The following is a 16,534-nucleotide window of genomic DNA, read 5'->3' on the forward strand; positions in this document are numbered from 1 at the left end:
CCGCACGGCGCGTGACGGTCACCCTGTCTGGGTGGCAGAACGAGTACGCGTGCGCGAGATCGATGACGCCGAGGGAAGGCGGCTGCTGCGGATCATCCGCAGGGGCACCGGGTCGGTAGTGACCTGGCGGCGTGCCCAGATGGTGTTGCTGTCCGCGCAGGGCATGCCGGTGGCGAAGATCGCCGAGGTGTCGTTCACCGGCCATGACCGGGTACGGGATGTGATCCACAACTTCAATACGGACGGCTTCGACTCGCTGTATCCGAAGTACTCCGGCGGCCGTCCCAGGACCTTCACCCTGCCCGAGCGCCGGGAGATCAAGAAGATCGCGAAGTCCAAGCCGACCGAGCACGACCTGCCGTTTTCGACGTGGAGCCTGACCAGGCCGGCGGAATTCCTGGTCGCCGAGGGGGTGGTCGACGACATCAGCCACGAGGGCCTGCGCATCCTGCTTCGCGAGGAAGGCGTCTCCTTTCAACGCCTGAAGACCTGGAAGGCCTCCCGTGACCCGGACTACGCGGCCAAGAAGGCCCGCGTCGAGCACCTCTATGCAATCGCCGACGGCGAGGTCATACCCGAGGACGGCGAGCCCGAAGTCATCTTCTGCATGGACGAGTTCGGCCCGCTCAACCTGATGCCCCACCCCGGACGGCAATGGGCCGAGCGTGGCGGCAAGCACAGGGACCCCGACCGCGAACCACGACGGCGGGCGACCTACAACCGCTACGGCGGAGTGCGGCACCTGTTCGCCGCACTCGACCTGGCCAAGGACAAGCTCTACGGCCACATCAAACCGATCAAGAAACGCACCCAGTTCCTGGAGTTCTGCCGCTATCTGCGCAGCCTCTACCCGCCCGAGGTCCGGATCGCGATCGTGAGTGACAACTTCTCACCGCACCTGACCACGAAGAGGTGCCAGCGCGTCGGCACCTGGGCTGCGGCGAACAACGTCGAGATGGCCTGCACCCCGACCAACAGCTCCTGGCTCAACCGCATCGAGGCCCAGTTCACGGCCCTGCGCTACTTCACCCTCGACGGCACGGAACACGCCGATCACAAAGAGCAGGGCAGCATGATCCGTCGCTACATCATCTGGCGGAACAATCATGCTGCTGACCAGCGCCTCCGGAAGGTCGTGGCCAGAGCGAATGTCGCCTGAACCCGACTTCGTCGGCGGTCACTACTGCCGGTCCGGCCACAGTCCGTCCGGCACCACGGTTGCCTGGGTCTGAGCGGCCAGCCATGTCTTAACCTCGTGCCAGGCAGCCTGTTCCTGCGCCGCGGTGCCCCACCACCAGGTAAACGGCGAGTCGTCGGACGTCAGCTCCTCCCGCACCAGCCGACGCTCTCAGTCAGATGGTGGCGGGCGACCGTGCCCCTCTCCGCCTCCCAGCGGGCGAGCCACGGGGCGACTGAGGAACTCGCGGTCACACAGCTCTCGAAGACCTTGCACGCCGGGGTCGGTAGCGACTCCATCCGCAGGGTGGCTCTGTCGAGCAGTAGTGAAGTCACTTGTCGACGTGTTCGGGAGGTGCCTGGATCAGCGGTCCGGCGATATCGATGAGTTCGGGAGGCACTGGGATTCTTGCCAGGGGCGGTATCCAGGTGCTCATGGTTCGAGGCGCGTCGGCGATGGCACGGGCGTCGTTCACGGCGCCTCTCTTGGCGCACCACTGCTGCCGAGGTGGCCCGCTCCGTTCGCCTTTCTGCGGGGAGCGCTCACTGGAGAGTGAGGTGCCAGTTCCTGCTGGAGCGAACGCGGATCAGGGTAGGGCCGGTCAGGCGGGCCTGGCCGTTGCAGGTGCCGTTGCCTGTGAACAGCGGTAGCCCCGTCTCGAAGGCTTCCGTCAGCTCGTGGAGGCGGAGCGTGCCGCTTCCGTGCTGTCTGAGCATCAGGGTGGCCGGGCCGCCGGTGTACCGGAAGACGTATGGGCCGCGGGAGTTGAGCCGGGACTCCAGAACGGGGATGTGCTGGGGTGGATGGAGCCAGGCACGCCACGGCCCTGTCGTCCGGATCCGGACCCCGATGTACTCACTGCCGTCCGCAGGCAGTGGGACGATCATGCGGCGCAGGCTGGAACCGGCCGTGACGCTGCGGGAGGCTGGGAAGCCGGGGAGGTCCACGCGGCCGGGACCGTCGAGCCGGACCACCAGGAGCACCGGCTGGCCCGGTTCCGGGCGCCGGAGCCTCGCCTTGCCCTCGCCCTGGCCCTCTGCGCGCTGTGCGACGGGGGTGCCAGGTGGCCAGATGCGGTAGGGATGCCGACGCCCGCCCGGCGCAGGGGCGGAGAACCGCCCCACGGGCTCGGCAGACTGCTCCTTGGGCTGGGCACGATCCGGGCCCCGACCCAAGGGCCCGCCGGTGGCGATGGGGGGCCGGTTCTCCCTGAGTCGAACCGCATCCGCCGCGCAGACGTCGATGGGACGCGGCTCCCCCTCCGGAGGCTTCCAGGAGACCCGGGTCACCGACGGTCCGTGGCGCGGGTCGAAGAAGCATGGGAGCTGGAGTTTCGGCAGGGGCATCCCTGCAGCACTCGCCTGCGCGCAGGCCAGTGCGTGTCGCCCCTCCTCCAAGGCGAGCACGGCGGCCTCGGCCTTCTGATTGTTGCGGCCGTGGTCGCCCGCCACGTTCCGCTTCGCCCGCTCGTAGGCATCGAGCGCCCGCTCGTAGTCGCCAAGGGCGAGAGCGGCGGTTCCCTGGTCGACCGGGACGAATTCATAGCGCGCCAGCTCCTCGCCGAAGGCTGTTATGTCGGCTTCGAGCACCGCCGCCTCCTGCGGGCGTTGCTGCCGGAACAGCCCACGCCACCTGCCGAACACAACCTCGGCCACCCGTTCGCCTCCCCGCCCACGTCCTTCCCAACCCCAGGCACAAGATCGTAGACGCGTTTGGCCGGCCACAGAAGTGCCTTCCCATCCGCGCGGGCACGAGGATTGTTCGGCCGTAGGCATTGAGTGTCTCGCCGACCAACCCTCCGCGTACCCGAGGCGAAGCCCCGCTGTGCCCGACTCCGGCCTCCGAGTGCCCGCAGCGCCGTCGGAACTCGTCAACATTCTCTCGCCCCTCGAGTGCTGAATGCCGCTCAGAACCATCGACAACTGCTGTCACTTGCAGTCGACGAAGCCAGCAGGGCCTGTGTCCACCATGCCTCCAGGAAACCAGCCACCGCCCCAGCCTGCTCGCGGGGCCCCCGCGACCAGCCCGCCGCGGCCAGTCCACGAGCCATGAGAGCGGACTCGACCGCGCCCTCGGCGAGCACCACGACGAGCTGCGGCAGGACCCGACGGATGATCGCGGGCTGGTCGTCCCAATGGAAAGGATCCTTCTGCGCGACCCGGCCGACAAGATCCGTCGGGAGACGGACGTCAGGAGTCCGCAGCAGCTCGACCTCGACCTCATCGAAGCACCGGCCGCACACGGTCTCGTCCGCTTGGGCCGTCATGCCGCCGAAGGTCGTCGCGGCCCTTGCCACCGCAGCGGCAAGGACATCGCCATCTGGAGAAGTCACCGTGCACCCCATCAAGACTCCAGCAGGCTGCCCCAGCCGAAGAGAGCGACGCTGCCAGGCGGCAACCCACCCATCAGAACAGGGCGAACATTGCCTGATACGGCACTAGAGGCCTTCCGGCCGAAGAGCACCGAAGATTTCCGCCCGCGCTACCACTTCCACTGCCCTGACCTGCCACTTTGACAAAGCATACGGAGGAACGCATAGTTATACCCATCAGTGATTGCACCGTAAGGAGAAACTCGTGACCGAGCGCGTCGTACTCGCCTACTCGGGCGGTCTGGACACCTCCGTCGCCATCGGCTGGATCGCCGAGGAGACGGGCGCCGAGGTCATCGCCGTTGCCGTGGACGTCGGCCAGGGCGGCGAGGACCTGGACGTCATCCGCAAGCGCGCGCTCGCCTGCGGTGCCGTCGAAGCCGAGGTCGCGGACGCCAAGGACGAGTTCGCCGAGGAGTACTGCCTCCCGGCGATCAAGGCCAACGCGCTCTACATGGACCGCTACCCGCTGGTCTCGGCCCTCTCCCGGCCGACCATCGTCAAGCACCTCGTCGCCGCCGCCCACAAGCACAACGCCGGGATCGTCGCCCACGGCTGCACCGGCAAGGGCAACGACCAGGTCCGCTTCGAGGCCGGTATCTCCGCGCTCGGCCCCGACCTGAAGTGCATCGCCCCGGTCCGCGACTACGCGATGACCCGGGACAAGGCGATCGCCTTCTGCGAGGAGAAGAACCTCCCGATCGCGACCACCAAGAAGTCCCCGTACTCCATCGACCAGAACGTCTTCGGGCGCGCCGTCGAGACGGGCTTCCTGGAGGACATCTGGAACGCGCCGATCGAGGACATCTACGAGTACACCGCCGACCCCGCCACCCCGCGCGAGGCCGACGAGGTCGTCATCTCCTTCAAGGAGGGCGTGCCCGTCGCCCTCGACGGCCGTCCCGTCACCGTCCTCCAGGCGATCCAGCAGCTCAACGAGCGGGCCGGCGCCCAGGGCATCGGCCGGATCGACATGGTCGAGGACCGGCTCGTGGGCATCAAGTCCCGCGAGGTGTACGAGGCGCCCGGCGCGATCGCGCTGATCACCGCCCACCAGGAGCTGGAGAACGTCACCGTCGAGCGCGAGCTGGCCCGCTACAAGCGGCAGGTCGAGCAGCGCTGGGGCGAGATGGTCTACGACGGCCTGTGGTTCTCCCCGCTGAAGCGGGCCCTGGACGGCTTCATCAACGAGGCCAACCAGCACGTCACCGGCGACATCCGGATGACCCTGCACGCGGGCCGCGCCGTCGTCACCGGCCGGAAGTCCAGCGAGTCGCTGTACGACTTCAACCTCGCCACCTACGACTCGGGCGACACCTTCGACCAGTCCAAGGCGCAGGGCTTCATCGAGATCTTCGGCCTCTCCTCGAAGATCGCGGCGAAGCGCGATCTGCAGGCATAGCCCGACGCGACCTCGCCCCACCTCCCCTCGTTGAACAGCCGCCTCCCCGTCCAGCGCGGCAGGGAGGCGGCCGCATACCCGCACCTTTGCCTTTGTCTTTGAGGAGCACGCAGTGAGCAGCAACAACGGTGACGTCCGGCTCTGGGGCGCGCGTTTCGCCGACGGACCGGCCGAGGCGCTGGCCAGGCTGTCGGCCTCCGTCCACTTCGACTGGCGGCTCGCGCCGTACGACATCGCCGGCTCCCGCGCCCACGCCCGCGTCCTCAACAAGGCGGGCCTGCTCACCGAGGACGAGCTGACCCGGATGCGGGAAGGCCTCGACCGGCTCGAAGCCGATGTGGCGGACGGCTCCTTCACCGGAACCATCGCGGACGAGGACGTCCACACCGCCCTGGAGCGCGGACTCCTCGAGCGCCTCGGCGCGGACCTCGGCGGCAAGCTGCGGGCCGGCCGGTCCCGGAACGACCAGATCGCCACGCTCTTCCGGATGTACCTGCGCGACCACGCCCGGACCATCGGCGGCCTGATCGCCGACCTCCAGAGCGCACTGGTCGGCCTCGCCGAGGCGCACGCGGACGTCGCGATGCCGGGCCGGACCCACCTCCAGCACGCCCAGCCCGTCCTCTTCGCCCACCATGTGCTCGCCCACGTCCAGTCCCTCTCCCGGGACGCCGAGCGGCTGCGCCAGTGGGACGAGCGCACCGCCGTCTCCCCGTACGGTTCCGGGGCGCTCGCCGGGTCCTCGCTCGGGCTCGACCCGGAGGCGGTCGCCGCCGACCTGGGATTCGAGCACGGCTCGGTCGCCAACTCCATCGACGGCACCGCCGCGCGGGACTTCGTCGCGGAGTTCGCCTTCATCACCGCGATGATCGGCGTCAACCTCTCCCGGATCGCCGAGGAGATCATCATCTGGAACACGAAGGAGTTCTCCTTCGTCACCCTCCACGACGCCTTCTCCACCGGCTCCTCGATCATGCCGCAGAAGAAGAACCCGGACATCGCGGAGCTGGCCCGGGGCAAGTCCGGTCGCCTCATCGGCAATCTGACCGGCCTGCTCGCCACGCTCAAGGCGCTCCCGCTCGCGTACAACCGGGACCTCCAGGAGGACAAGGAACCCGTCTTCGACTCCTGCGACCAGCTGGAGGTCCTGCTGCCCGCCTTCACCGGCATGATGGCCACCCTCACCGTCAACCGTGAGCGCATGGAGGAGCTGGCCCCGGCGGGCTTCTCGCTCGCCACCGACATCGCGGAGTGGCTGGTCAAGCAGGGTGTCCCCTTCCGGGTGGCGCACGAGGTGGCCGGCGCCTGCGTCAAGGAGTGCGAGCGGCACGGCATCGAGCTGGACCAGCTCACCGACGAGCAGTTCGCCACGATCTCCGAGCACCTCACCCCCGAGGTCCGCACCGTCCTCAATGTGCGGGGCGCCCTCGCCTCCCGCGACGGCCGGGGCGGAACGGCCCCCTCCGCCGTCGCCGTCCAGCTCGCCGAGGTGAAGGAAGACCTGGCCGCCCAGCACGCCTGGGCGACCGCCCGCCAGTAGGAGTACCGGGCGGGGTGCGCGCCGAAGCGGTGTCGCGCGCCGGATGGACGAGGTGTCGCGCCGGATGGACGAAGGGTGTCGCGGGCCGCGCTCACCGGGGTAGGAGTAACCGAAACCCGACCCCGAGGAGCCCGCGATGCCCTTCGCCGCCCTGGCCGCCGCGACGACCCCGACCGCCCACATCGGACTGGGCCTGGCCGCCGTCGGGAGGCCCGGCTACATCAATCTCCACCGAGACCGGGACCTGCCCGCCGACCGGGACGTCGACGCCCTGCGCGCCCGCACCCACGAGCTGCTGGACGCCGCCTACGCCCAGGGCGTCCGGTACGTCGACACCGCCCGCTCCTACGGCCGCGCCGAGGAGTTCCTCGCCGAGTGGCTGAACGCCCGGCCCTCGTTCACCGACCTCGTCGTCGGCTCCAAATGGGGCTACACGTACACCGCCGACTGGGGCGTCGAGGCCGAGGAACACGAGGTCAAGGACCACGGGCTCGCCACCTTCGAGCGCCAGTACGCCGAGACCCGGGCCCTGATCGGCGACCGGCTCAGCCTCTACCAGATCCACTCGCTCACCCCCGACAGCCCGGCCCTCGCCGACAAGGAGCTCCACGAACGCCTCGCCGCCCTGGCCGCCGACGGCGTCACCGTCGGCCTCTCCACCAGCGGGCCCGCCCAGGCCGAGGCGATCCGGGCGGCCCTGGCCGTCACGGTCGACGGCGAACCCCTCTTCCGTACGGTCCAGGCCACCTTCAACGCCCTGGAGACCTCGGCCGCGCCCGCGCTCGCCGAGGCCCACGACGCCGGGCTCACCGTGATCGTCAAGGAGGGCATGGCCAACGGGCGCCTCGCCGGGGACGAGGCCCCCGCCGTGTTCCAGGAGATCGCCGCCGGCGCGGGTGTGGGCGGCGATGCGGTCGCCCTCGCCCTGGTCCTGCACCAGCCCTGGGCGGACGTCGTGCTCTCCGGCGCCGCCACGGTGGGCCAGCTCTCCGGCAATCTGCACGCCGCCGTCGTCGACCTGGACGACGAGCAGCGGGCCCGCCTCGACGCCCTGGTCGAGGAGCCGGAGGCCTACTGGCGGCACCGCGCCGGCCTGCCCTGGCACTGAGATCCCGACCCGCCGACCCTCAGGACTCGTCAGGAGCTCATCAGGAACTCGTCAGGACGACGAGTTCCCGGGTCGCCCGGGTCATCGCGACATAGCGGTCCACCGCCCCCTCGACGCCCTCCCCGAACCGCTCCGGGTCGACGAGCACGACCAGGTCGAACTCCAGGCCCTTCGACAGCTCCGGGGTCAGCGACCGCACGCGGGGCGTCGCCCGGAACGCCGGGTCGCCGATGACACAGGCGATCCCGTCGTCGTGCGCGGCGAGCCAGTCGGCCAGGACCGTGTCCAGGTCCTCCACGGACCCGTGGGCGACGGGGATGCCGCTGCCGCGGACGGAGACCGGCACATTGGCGTCGGGGAGCACGGCCCGGACGACCGGCTCCGCCTCCGCCATGATCTCCTCCGGCGTCCGGTAGTTGATGGTCAGCGAGGCCAACGTGATCCGGTCCAGCCCGACCCGCTCCAGCCGCTCCCGCCACGACTCGGGGAACCCGTGCCGGGCCTGCGCCCGGTCCCCGACGACGGTGAAGCTCCGGGACGGGCACCGCTGGATCAGCATCTGCCACTGCGCGTCGGTCAGCTCCTGGGCCTCGTCCACGACGATGTGCGCGAAGGGCCCGGCCAGCAGGTCGGGTTCCACCCCGCTCGGCCGGTCGGCGGTGGCCAGCGACTCCCGCAGATCCGCCCCGCGCAGCATCACCAGCGCGCCCTCGCCGTCCGCGTCCGCGTCGACCAGGGTCTCGTCGGCGAGCAGGCTGTCGACGACGTCGTCCATCCGCGCGCGTTCGGCGGCGGCCGCCGCCTCGTGACGCCGTCTGCGCCGGGACGCTTCCGGGTCGCCGAGCCGCTGCCGGGCCGCGTCCAGAATCGGCAGGTCGGACACCGTCCACGCCTGGGCGTCCGCGCGCCGCAACCGCCGGACCTCCTCGGGGGTCAGCCAGGGGGCGCACTTACGCAGGTACGCGGGTACGGACCAGAGGTCGCCGACCAGGTCGGCCGCCTCGACCAGCGGCCAGGCCCGGTCGAAGAGGGCGAACAGCTCCCGGTTCCGCCGCAGCGAGGCACGCAGCGCCTCCTCCGGGGCGTCGCCGTCGTGCTTGTCCACCAGGATCGTGATCAGCTCCTCCCAGATCTGGTCGCGCGCCTCGTTGTGCGGGGTGCCCGGGTCCGCCGCCCCGAACGCCGAGGCCCAGTCGGCGGCGCTCAGCCAGAGGTCGGCCCCGTGCGCCTCCACCCGTACGCCCTCGGCGGGCGGCTCCTCGTAGAACCGGACGGCCGGCTCGATGGCCCTCACCAAGTCCGCCGACGCCTTCAGACGCGCCACCTCCGGATCGGTCTCGGCCACGGCTGCCGCTCCCTCGGCGACCAGGTCCCGCAGGGTGCACGTCTGCACGCCCTCCTCCCCGAGGCTCGGCAGGACATCGGCGACGTACCCGAGATAGGGCTCGTGCGGGCCGACGAACAGCACCCCACCGCGACGGTGGCCCAGGCGCGGGTCGGCGTACAGGAGATAGGCGGAGCGGTGCAGCGCGACGACGGTCTTCCCGGTGCCGGGCCCGCCGTCGACGACGAGCGTGCCCCGGGAGCCCGCCCGGATGACGGCGTCCTGGTCGGCCTGGATGGTGCCCAGCACATCGCGCATCCGGGCCGACCGGTTGCCGCCGAGACTGGCGATGAACGCGGACTGGTCGTCCAGCGCGGCATGCCCGGCGAACCCCTCCGGGGCGAACACCTCGTCCCAGTAGTCGTTGATCCGGCCGCCGTTCCAGCGGTAGCGGCGGCGGCTCACCAGGCCCATCGGGTCGGCATGGGTGGCCCCGAAGAACGGCTCGGCCGCCGGGGAGCGCCAGTCGACCAGCAGTCGGCGGCCCGCGCTGTCGGTCAGCCCGAGCCGGCCCACGTACAGCGGCCCGGAGCCGTCGGCGGGGACCATGTGCCCGAGGCACAGGTCGAGGCCGAACCGGCGCAGGGTGCGCAGCCGGGCGGTCAGCCGGTGGATCTCCACGTCCCGGTCCATCGCCTGTCGGCTTGCCCCGCCGGGCGCCCTGCGTTCGGCCGCGAGCCGGTCGGTCAGCTCGGCGATCGACTGTTCCAGGCGGTGGGCGATGGCCGCGAAATGCCCCTCGTCATCGGCGATCAGCGCCGGGTCGGCCTTGGGGGAGAGACGGTCGGGGAGGTCGAACGCGCTGGTGGTCAGGGGTGTCACGTCGTCGGTTCCGATCTGCGGTGCGTAGGCGTACGTATAGGGGCGGCATTCCCCCGGGGGTGAGATGGGGCGAGGCCGGGAGGGTGCGGCGCGTCCTCAGGCGGCGGGTGCCCCGAACCACCGGGCCATCGCGTCGAACAGCTCCGCCCGCTCCTGGCCGGCCCAGGCCACATGGCCGTCCGGCCGCAGCAGTACGGCGGGGGCGTCGAGGCCCTCGGCGACGTCGACGACATGGTCGACCCGGTCCGCCCAGCCCGCCACGGACAGCCGGCCGGTGGTGTCGAGGAGCAGCCCGCGGCCCTCGTGCGTGAGGTCGTAGAGACGGCCCCGCTTCAGCGGCAGGTCACGCAGCCGCCGGCCGAGCAGGTCGTGGCCCGCGCCGAAGTCGTAACGGACGTCGACCGCGGTGACCATCCCGGTCAGATACACGTTGACCTCCTCGAAGTCCATCAGCCGGGAGAGCAGCTCCCGCAGCGCGACGGCGCCCGGATCGGTGCCCAGCAGGGTGATCTGCGCCCGGGTGTTGTCCAGGACCCGCGCGCCCACCGGGTGCCGCTCGGCGTGGTAGCTGTCCAGCAGACCGTCCGGCGCCCGGCCGTCGACCGCCGCGCCCAGCTTCCAGCCGAGGTTGAACGCGTCCTGCACCCCGAGGTTGAGCCCCTGCCCGCCGGTCGGCGGGTGGATGTGCGCCGCGTCGCCGGCCAGGAAGACCCGGCCGACCCGATAGCGCTCGGCCTGCCGGGTGGCATCGCCGAACCGGGAGAGCCAACGGGGCGAGTGGACGCCGAAGTCGGTGCCCGCGACGGCCCGCAGCCGCTGCCTGAACTCCTCCAGGGTCGGCGCCTTGGACCGGTCATCGGACACCGCTTCGGCGGGCACGATCACCCGGAACGTGCCGTCGCCGTTGGGGATGGCGCCGAAGCGGAGCTGCGTCCTGCGGACCTCCTCGACGGCGGCGGCGACCGTCGCCGGGTCCTCGGTCATCTCCATGTCGCCGAGCAGCGTCTCGACCGTGGCGGGCTGTCCGGGGAAGTCGACGCCGAGCTGCTTGCGCACCGTGCTGCGGCCACCGTCGCACCCGACGACGTACCGCGAACGCAGCTGTGTGCCGTCCGCCAGCTCGACGGTCACTTCCTCCGCGCCCTGACTCAGCCCGGCCACCTCCCAGCCGCGCCGGATCTCGGCGCCCAGCTCGACGGCACGTTCGCGGAGCAGCCGCTCGGTCACCGGCTGCAGGGTGGAAAGGCCGTACGGATGCGCGGTGTCCAGGCGGTCCGGCCAGGGCTTCCGGATGCCGCCGAAGAAGCCGCCCACCTGGAATTTCTCACTGACCGCGAGGAACCGGTCCAGCAGTCCGCGCTGGTCCATCACCTCGACGCTGCGCACATGCAGTCCACGCCCCCGGGTCTCCCGGGTCGGCTCCGCCAGCTTCTCCAGCACGACCGTGTGCGCTCCGGTCAGCCGCAGCTCGGTGGCGAGCATCAGTCCGGTGGGCCCGCCGCCGACGACGATTACGTCGATCATCACCATTCCGCCTTCGTCGACGTCGAATGCGGACGATTCTGCGGCATATGGGGGGTCTTGCCGCAAGGCCCCCCATCCGCTATAAATTAAGAGTGGCAAGGAGTGGTTTTACCTCCGGCCACTTTTTTTTGTTTCCCCACCGGGCCTTCCTCGCGTGCGACGCCTCACCGGATCCACCGATGCCTCCGATGAGACGATGATGTCTCACATGGGTTATGGTCGTCTCATGACTCTCGACCGTGAGCAGGTGCTGCGCAGCGCCGCCGCCCTGCTGACCCACAAATCGACCGCCACCATGGACGAGGTCGCCAAGGCGGCGGGCATCGGCCGGGCCACCCTCCACCGCCACTTCGCCGGGCGCGACGCGCTGGTGAAGGCGCTGGAGGATCTCGGCATCCAGGAGTTCGAGGCGGCCCTGGACGCCGCCCGGCTCGACGAGGACACCTCCGAGGAGGGGCTGCGCCGCCTCATCGCGGCCGTCGAGCCCAGCGCCGGACTGCTGTCGTTCCTCGTCAACGAGAACCAGCTCTTCGAGGGCGACGTCAACGAGGGCTGGAACCGGGCCGACGCCCGTGTCTCCGCCTTCTTCCGCCGCGGCCAGGAACGCGGCGAATTCCGTATCGACCTCACCCCCGCCTGGCTGACGGAAGCCCTCTACGGGCTCGTCGGCACCGGCGCCTGGGCCGTCCAGGCGGGACGGGTCGCCGCACAGGACTTCCAACACATGATCGTCGAGTTGCTGCTCGGCGGAGCACGCCGGAGCGTTGAGCCATGACCAGCACCGACCAGAACCCGGACACCACGGACGAGGTGCGCCGCCCGGGGCGGTGGATCGCACTCGCCGTCCTCGTCCTCGCCGTGCTGCTGGTGGCCGTGGACGCGACCGTCCTCGGTCTCGCCACCCCGTTCCTCAGCGAGGACCTCGAACCGACCGGCAACCAGCTGCTCTGGATCGGTGACGTCTACTCCTTCGTCATCGCCGGTCTGCTCGTCTCGATGGGCAGCCTCGGCGACCGCATCGGCCGCAAGAAGCTGCTGCTGGTCGGCGCCGTCGCGTTCGGCGCGGTCTCCGTGCTCAACGCGTACGCGACCACGCCCGAGATGATGATCGTGGCCCGGGCGCTGCTCGGTGTCGCGGGCGCCACCCTGATGCCGTCCACCCTCGCCCTGATCCGCAACCTCTTCCACGACCCGCGCGAGCGCAGCCTCGCCATCGGGATCTGGGGCGCCATGGCCTCGGCGGGTGCGGCCGTCGGCCCGGTCGTCGGCGGGTTTCTGCTCGAACACTTCTGGTGGGGTTCGGTCTTCCTCATCAACCTGCCCGTGATGGCCGTCCTCGTCGTCGTCGGCATCAAGCTGATCCCCGAGTCCAAGAACCCGGCCCCCGGCCCCTGGGACATGCTCAGTGTCGGGCTCTCGCTGGTCGGCATGATCGGTGTCGTGTACGCCATCAAGGAGACGGCCTCGCACGGGCTGAGCTGGGAGGCCGGGGCGGCGGCCGTCCTCGGCGTCGGCGCGCTCGCCTGGTTCGTCCGCAGACAACTGCGGCTGCCCGCGCCCCTGCTGGACATGCGGCTCTTCCACCACCGGGGCTTCTCCGGCGCGGTCCTCGCCGACCTGCTGACCATCCTCGGCCTGTCGGGCCTGGTCTTCTTCCTCTCCCAGTTCCTGCAACTGGTGCAGGGCCGGGGCCCGCTGGAGGCCGGACTCGCCGAACTTCCCGCCGCGATCGGCGCGGTGACCGCCGGTCTGCTGGCCGGATTCGCCGCCCGCCGCTTCTCGGTCCGCTCGGTCGTCTCGGGCGGCCTGGCCGCGGTCGGTCTCGCCCTGGGCAGTGTGACCCTGCTCGACCAGCACACCGGCTACCCGCTGCTCGGCGCCATGCTGCTGGTCGTCGGCGTCGGCGCGGGCTTCGCCTTCACCGTCACCGCCGATGTGATCCTCTCCAGCGTCCCGAAGGAGCAGGCGGGCTCCGCGTCCGCCGTCTCCGAGACCGCGTACGAACTGGGCGCGGCCCTCGGCATCGCCCTGCTCGGCTCCATCGTCACCGGCGTCTACCGGGGCTTCCCGACCCCGTCCGGCATCCCCGCCGACATCGAGTCGGCCGCCCATGAGTCGCTGGGCGGGGCGGTCGAGGCCGCCGGGGCACTGCCCGCCGCCCAGGCGGGGCCGCTGGTGGCGGCGGCCCAGGAGGCGTTCGTCGACGGACTGCGGTCGGCCGCGGGCGTCGGCGCGGCGGTACTGCTGGCGGCGGCCGTCGCCGCCTGGTTCCTGCTGCGGGGCCAGAAGCTGGAGGACGGCATCGAGCACCCGTAGACCGCGCTACCGCACGGCGAAGGGCCCGCACTCCCTCCCCGGGGGTGCGGGCCCTTCGCCGTGACTGCCGTGACTGCCGTGACTGCCGTACGAGCGGTCAGGCGGCCTTCGCCTTCGTCGCGTACATGTCCACGTACTCCTGGCCGGACAGCCGCATCACCTCGGCCATCACCGAGTCCGTCACCGCCCGCAGCACATAGCGGTCGCGGTCCATGCCCTCGTAGCGCGAGAACTCCATCGGCTCGCCGAAGCGCACCGTGACCTTGCCCGGCCGGGGCAGGCCCGCGCCGCCCGGCTGCAGCTTGTCGGTGCCGATCATCGCGAACGGGATCACCGGCGCGCCCGTCATCAGGGTCAGCCGCGCGATGCCCGTACGGCCCCGGTAGAGCCGGCCGTCGGGGGAGCGGGTGCCCTCGGGGTAGATCGCGAAGGCCTGCCCCTCCTCCAGCACCCGGCGCCCGGTCATCAGCGCCGCGACCCCGCCCCGGCCGCCGTCCCGGTCCACCGGGATCATGCCGCAGCCGGTGAAGAACCAGGCCATCAGCCTGCCCTTGAGGCCCTTGCCCGTGACGTACTCGTCCTTGCCGATGTAGAACACCGGCCGGTCGCAGCAGATCGGCATGATCATCGAGTCGATGAACGTGAGGTGGTTGCCCGCGAGGATCACCGGCCCGGTCCCGGGAATGTTCTCGGCGCCTTCCACCTGTGGGCGGAACATCAGGCGCAGAATCGGTCCGAGCACTGCCTTGATGACCGTGAGACGGGACAACGGTTCCTCCGGTGTCGTGGCCGGGCCGGCCGCGGTGGGTGAGATCCACCGGGCGGTGGCCGGTGCCGACGGATGATGGTCGGTGCAGGTGAGGACGATACTCGCGGGTATGCGCTGATCGCACATCGGGTTCACGAAGCGGATACGCAGTGTTGACGTGTGTTTCCGCCATGTTGGCCGACGGTCCGTCCTTTCGTACGTCTCCCAGCCTACGATCGGGCCTCGCTGGACCGGTCCCGGACATCACCGAGCGAGGAGCATTCATGACGGAGCGTGCGCGGAAGACCCCTGGCCGGCGGACCCTTCTGGGCGCCGCGGTCCTCGGCACCGCGGCCCTGGGCCTGCCCGCCGCCCAGGCCGCCGAGCGGGGCCGCGGTCACGGCGGCGGCCACGGATCGCTGCGCGATCTGCCCGTGCCGACGGTGATCGGCCACCGCGGGGCCAGCGGCTACCGCCCCGAGCACACCCTCGGCTCCTACCAGCTGGCCCTCGACCTGGGGGCGCACATCGTCGAGCAGGACCTCGTGCCGACCAAGGACGGGCACCTCGTCTGCCGCCACGAGAACGACATCACCGCCACCACCGACGTCGCCGACCACCCCGAGTTCGCCGGCCGCAGGGCCACCAAGAGCATCGACGGCGTCTCCTACACCGGCTGGTTCACCGAGGACTTCACCCTCGCCGAGCTCAAGACCCTGCGGGCCACGGAGCGCATCCCCGGCAACCGCCCGGACAACACCCTCTACGACGGCCGCTGGGCCATCCCCACCTTCGAGGAGGTCCTGCGCTGGGCGGAGAAGGAGGGCCGCAAGCGCGGAAAGCCCGTCTGGCTGTACGTGGAGACCAAGCACCCCAGCTACTTCCGGGGCCTCGGCCTCGGCCTGGAGGAGCCCCTCGCCCGGCTGCTGCGCCGCCACGGCCGGGACCGGAAGAACTCCCCGCTCATCCTCCAGTCCTTCGAGCCCAGCTCCGTCCAGCGCCTCGCCCGGCTCGTCGACACCCCGCGCATCGTCCTGCTCTCCGGCCCGAACGAGCGCCCCTGGGACTTCGTCGAGTCGGGCGACCCGCGCACGGTGGCCGACCTGGTGAAGCCCGCCGGACTGAAGTGGCTGGCCTCCTTCGCGCAGGGCATCGGCCCGACGCTCGACCTGGTCATCCCGAAGGACGCCTCGGGACGGCTCACCACCCCGACCACGCTCGTACGGGACGCGCACGCCAAGGGCCTGCTGCTGCACCCGTACACGATGCGCAACGAGAACAGCTTCCTGCCCGCCGACTTCCGGCGCGGCACCGACCCCAACGCCTACGGGGACGTGTTCGGCGCCTACGCCGCCTACCTCGCCACCGGCATCGACGGCATCTTCGCCGACCACCCGGACACGGCCCTGCTCGCGGCGGCGGACCACGCCGGGCGCTGACACCGTACGGAAGCCGTCACCGGGCGCCCGCACGCGGGGCGGGCCGTCAGCCGCCCACCCCGGCATGCCCCGGTCGGGTGGTGCCGGGCGTCCGGGGCAACCGGCGGCCGCCACCCCTACGTCCGCCGGGGCATGACGCTTCTCGATCATGACCTCGACCCGGCCGCCGCCACCGCCCTCGTCGTCCGCGCCTTACACCCCCTGGTCCGCGCGGAGGCGAGGGCGGAGGCCCCGGCCGCCGGGGTCGATCCCGCCGACCTCGAACAGAGCGTCTGGGTGCGGCTGCTGGAGCGCCCCGCGGCCGCCGGGCCGCCCGCCGACGCGGCCCGCTGGGTGCGCGACACCGTACGGGCGGAGGCCCGCCGCGGACGCCGCACCGCCCGGCGGGAACGCCCGTACGCCGGAACGGAACCCGCCACCGGACCGGCCGACTGTCCGGAACGTGCCGCCCTCGGGGCCGCCGAACGCCGGGCGCTGCGCTCCGCGATGGCACGACTGCCCGGACGCTGCCCCCGGCTGCTGGAGGCGCTGCTCGCCCCCGGCGACCCGACCTACCGGGAAATCGCAGGGGAGTTGGGTATGTCACAGGGGAGCTTGGGCCCGATCCGTTCCCGTTGCCTTGGATGTCTGCGCAGAATGCTGGCTGCGGAGGTTGTCGCCCCATCCGTGCGGGGATAGGGAGCGGTAGGCAACCGGCGGACAG

At 71.1% G+C, this 16,534-nt stretch carries 13 protein-coding genes; 8 read left to right on the plus strand and 5 right to left on the minus strand.

The features are described from left to right. The first annotated feature begins 31 nt into the window (after positions 1-31). Complete coding sequence (locus tag ACIQPT_RS29550; protein WP_401160228.1) at positions 32-1,159, plus strand: IS630 family transposase; 1,128 nt, start codon at positions 32-34, stop codon at positions 1,157-1,159. Between the two features lie 560 nt (positions 1,160-1,719). Here ACIQPT_RS29550 and ACIQPT_RS29555 read toward each other — a convergent pair. Together ACIQPT_RS29555 and ACIQPT_RS29560 are read right to left on the minus strand one after the other, a co-directional pair. Then, entirely contained in the window at positions 1,720-2,832 is a 1,113-nt protein-coding gene (locus tag ACIQPT_RS29555) for a hypothetical protein (protein WP_401160230.1), read from the minus strand. 251 nt (positions 2,833-3,083) lie between these two features. Continuing rightward, positions 3,084-3,509, minus strand: a complete 426-nt coding sequence (locus ACIQPT_RS29560; RefSeq protein WP_401160231.1) for a hypothetical protein — start codon at positions 3,507-3,509, stop codon at positions 3,084-3,086. A 244-nt stretch (positions 3,510-3,753) separates the two neighbouring features. On the opposite strand from ACIQPT_RS29560, the gene ACIQPT_RS29565 reads away from it, so the two are divergent. From ACIQPT_RS29565 to ACIQPT_RS29575, 3 genes are all read left to right on the plus strand, one after another. After that, positions 3,754-4,950, plus strand: coding sequence for an argininosuccinate synthase (locus ACIQPT_RS29565; protein WP_401160233.1), 1,197 nt, complete (start codon positions 3,754-3,756; stop codon positions 4,948-4,950). 112 nt (positions 4,951-5,062) lie between these two features. Then, positions 5,063-6,490: an argininosuccinate lyase gene (gene argH, locus ACIQPT_RS29570; RefSeq protein ID WP_401160235.1), complete on the plus strand. Its 1,428-nt coding sequence runs from the start codon at positions 5,063-5,065 to the stop codon at positions 6,488-6,490. Between the two features lie 136 nt (positions 6,491-6,626). Further along, the gene (locus tag ACIQPT_RS29575; RefSeq protein ID WP_401160236.1) at positions 6,627-7,598 is read left to right on the plus strand and encodes an aldo/keto reductase; all 972 of its coding nucleotides are present in this window, start codon (positions 6,627-6,629) and stop codon (positions 7,596-7,598) included. Positions 7,599-7,638: 40 nt separating this feature from the next. Here the strand turns inward: ACIQPT_RS29575 and helR are convergent, their stop codons facing one another. After that, the gene (gene helR, locus ACIQPT_RS29580; RefSeq protein WP_401160238.1) at positions 7,639-9,804 is read right to left on the minus strand and encodes an RNA polymerase recycling motor ATPase HelR; all 2,166 of its coding nucleotides are present in this window, start codon (positions 9,802-9,804) and stop codon (positions 7,639-7,641) included. A gap of 96 nt (positions 9,805-9,900) precedes the next feature. Further along, a complete protein-coding gene (rox, locus tag ACIQPT_RS29585; RefSeq protein ID WP_401160240.1) occupies positions 9,901-11,328 on the minus strand; it encodes a rifampin monooxygenase in 1,428 nt (475 codons plus the stop codon). A gap of 226 nt (positions 11,329-11,554) precedes the next feature. Between rox and ACIQPT_RS29590 the strand changes: the two genes are divergently transcribed. Together ACIQPT_RS29590 and ACIQPT_RS29595 are read left to right on the plus strand one after the other, a co-directional pair. Further along, the gene (locus ACIQPT_RS29590) at positions 11,555-12,103 is read left to right on the plus strand and encodes a TetR/AcrR family transcriptional regulator (protein WP_401160242.1); all 549 of its coding nucleotides are present in this window, start codon (positions 11,555-11,557) and stop codon (positions 12,101-12,103) included. Further along, complete coding sequence (locus ACIQPT_RS29595) at positions 12,100-13,644, plus strand: MFS transporter (RefSeq protein ID WP_401160244.1); 1,545 nt, start codon at positions 12,100-12,102, stop codon at positions 13,642-13,644. The genes ACIQPT_RS29590 and ACIQPT_RS29595 overlap by 4 nt, the downstream gene beginning before the upstream one ends. 97 nt (positions 13,645-13,741) lie before the next feature. Here the strand turns inward: ACIQPT_RS29595 and ACIQPT_RS29600 are convergent, their stop codons facing one another. Next, entirely contained in the window at positions 13,742-14,413 is a 672-nt protein-coding gene (locus tag ACIQPT_RS29600) for a 1-acyl-sn-glycerol-3-phosphate acyltransferase (RefSeq protein WP_073806017.1), read from the minus strand. A gap of 263 nt (positions 14,414-14,676) precedes the next feature. Here ACIQPT_RS29600 and ACIQPT_RS29605 point away from each other — a divergent pair, with 263 nt between their 5' ends. Then, positions 14,677-15,831 (plus strand): glycerophosphodiester phosphodiesterase, encoded by a 1,155-nt coding sequence (locus ACIQPT_RS29605; RefSeq protein ID WP_401160246.1) that lies wholly within the window; start codon positions 14,677-14,679, stop codon positions 15,829-15,831. A gap of 132 nt (positions 15,832-15,963) precedes the next feature. Further along, entirely contained in the window at positions 15,964-16,509 is a 546-nt protein-coding gene (locus ACIQPT_RS29610; protein WP_401160248.1) for a sigma-70 family RNA polymerase sigma factor, read from the plus strand. The last annotated feature ends 25 nt before the right edge of the window (positions 16,510-16,534 follow it).

It is taken from the genome of Streptomyces sp. NPDC091289, from assembly GCF_044757365.1.
GTDB lineage: Bacteria > Actinomycetota > Actinomycetes > Streptomycetales > Streptomycetaceae > Streptomyces.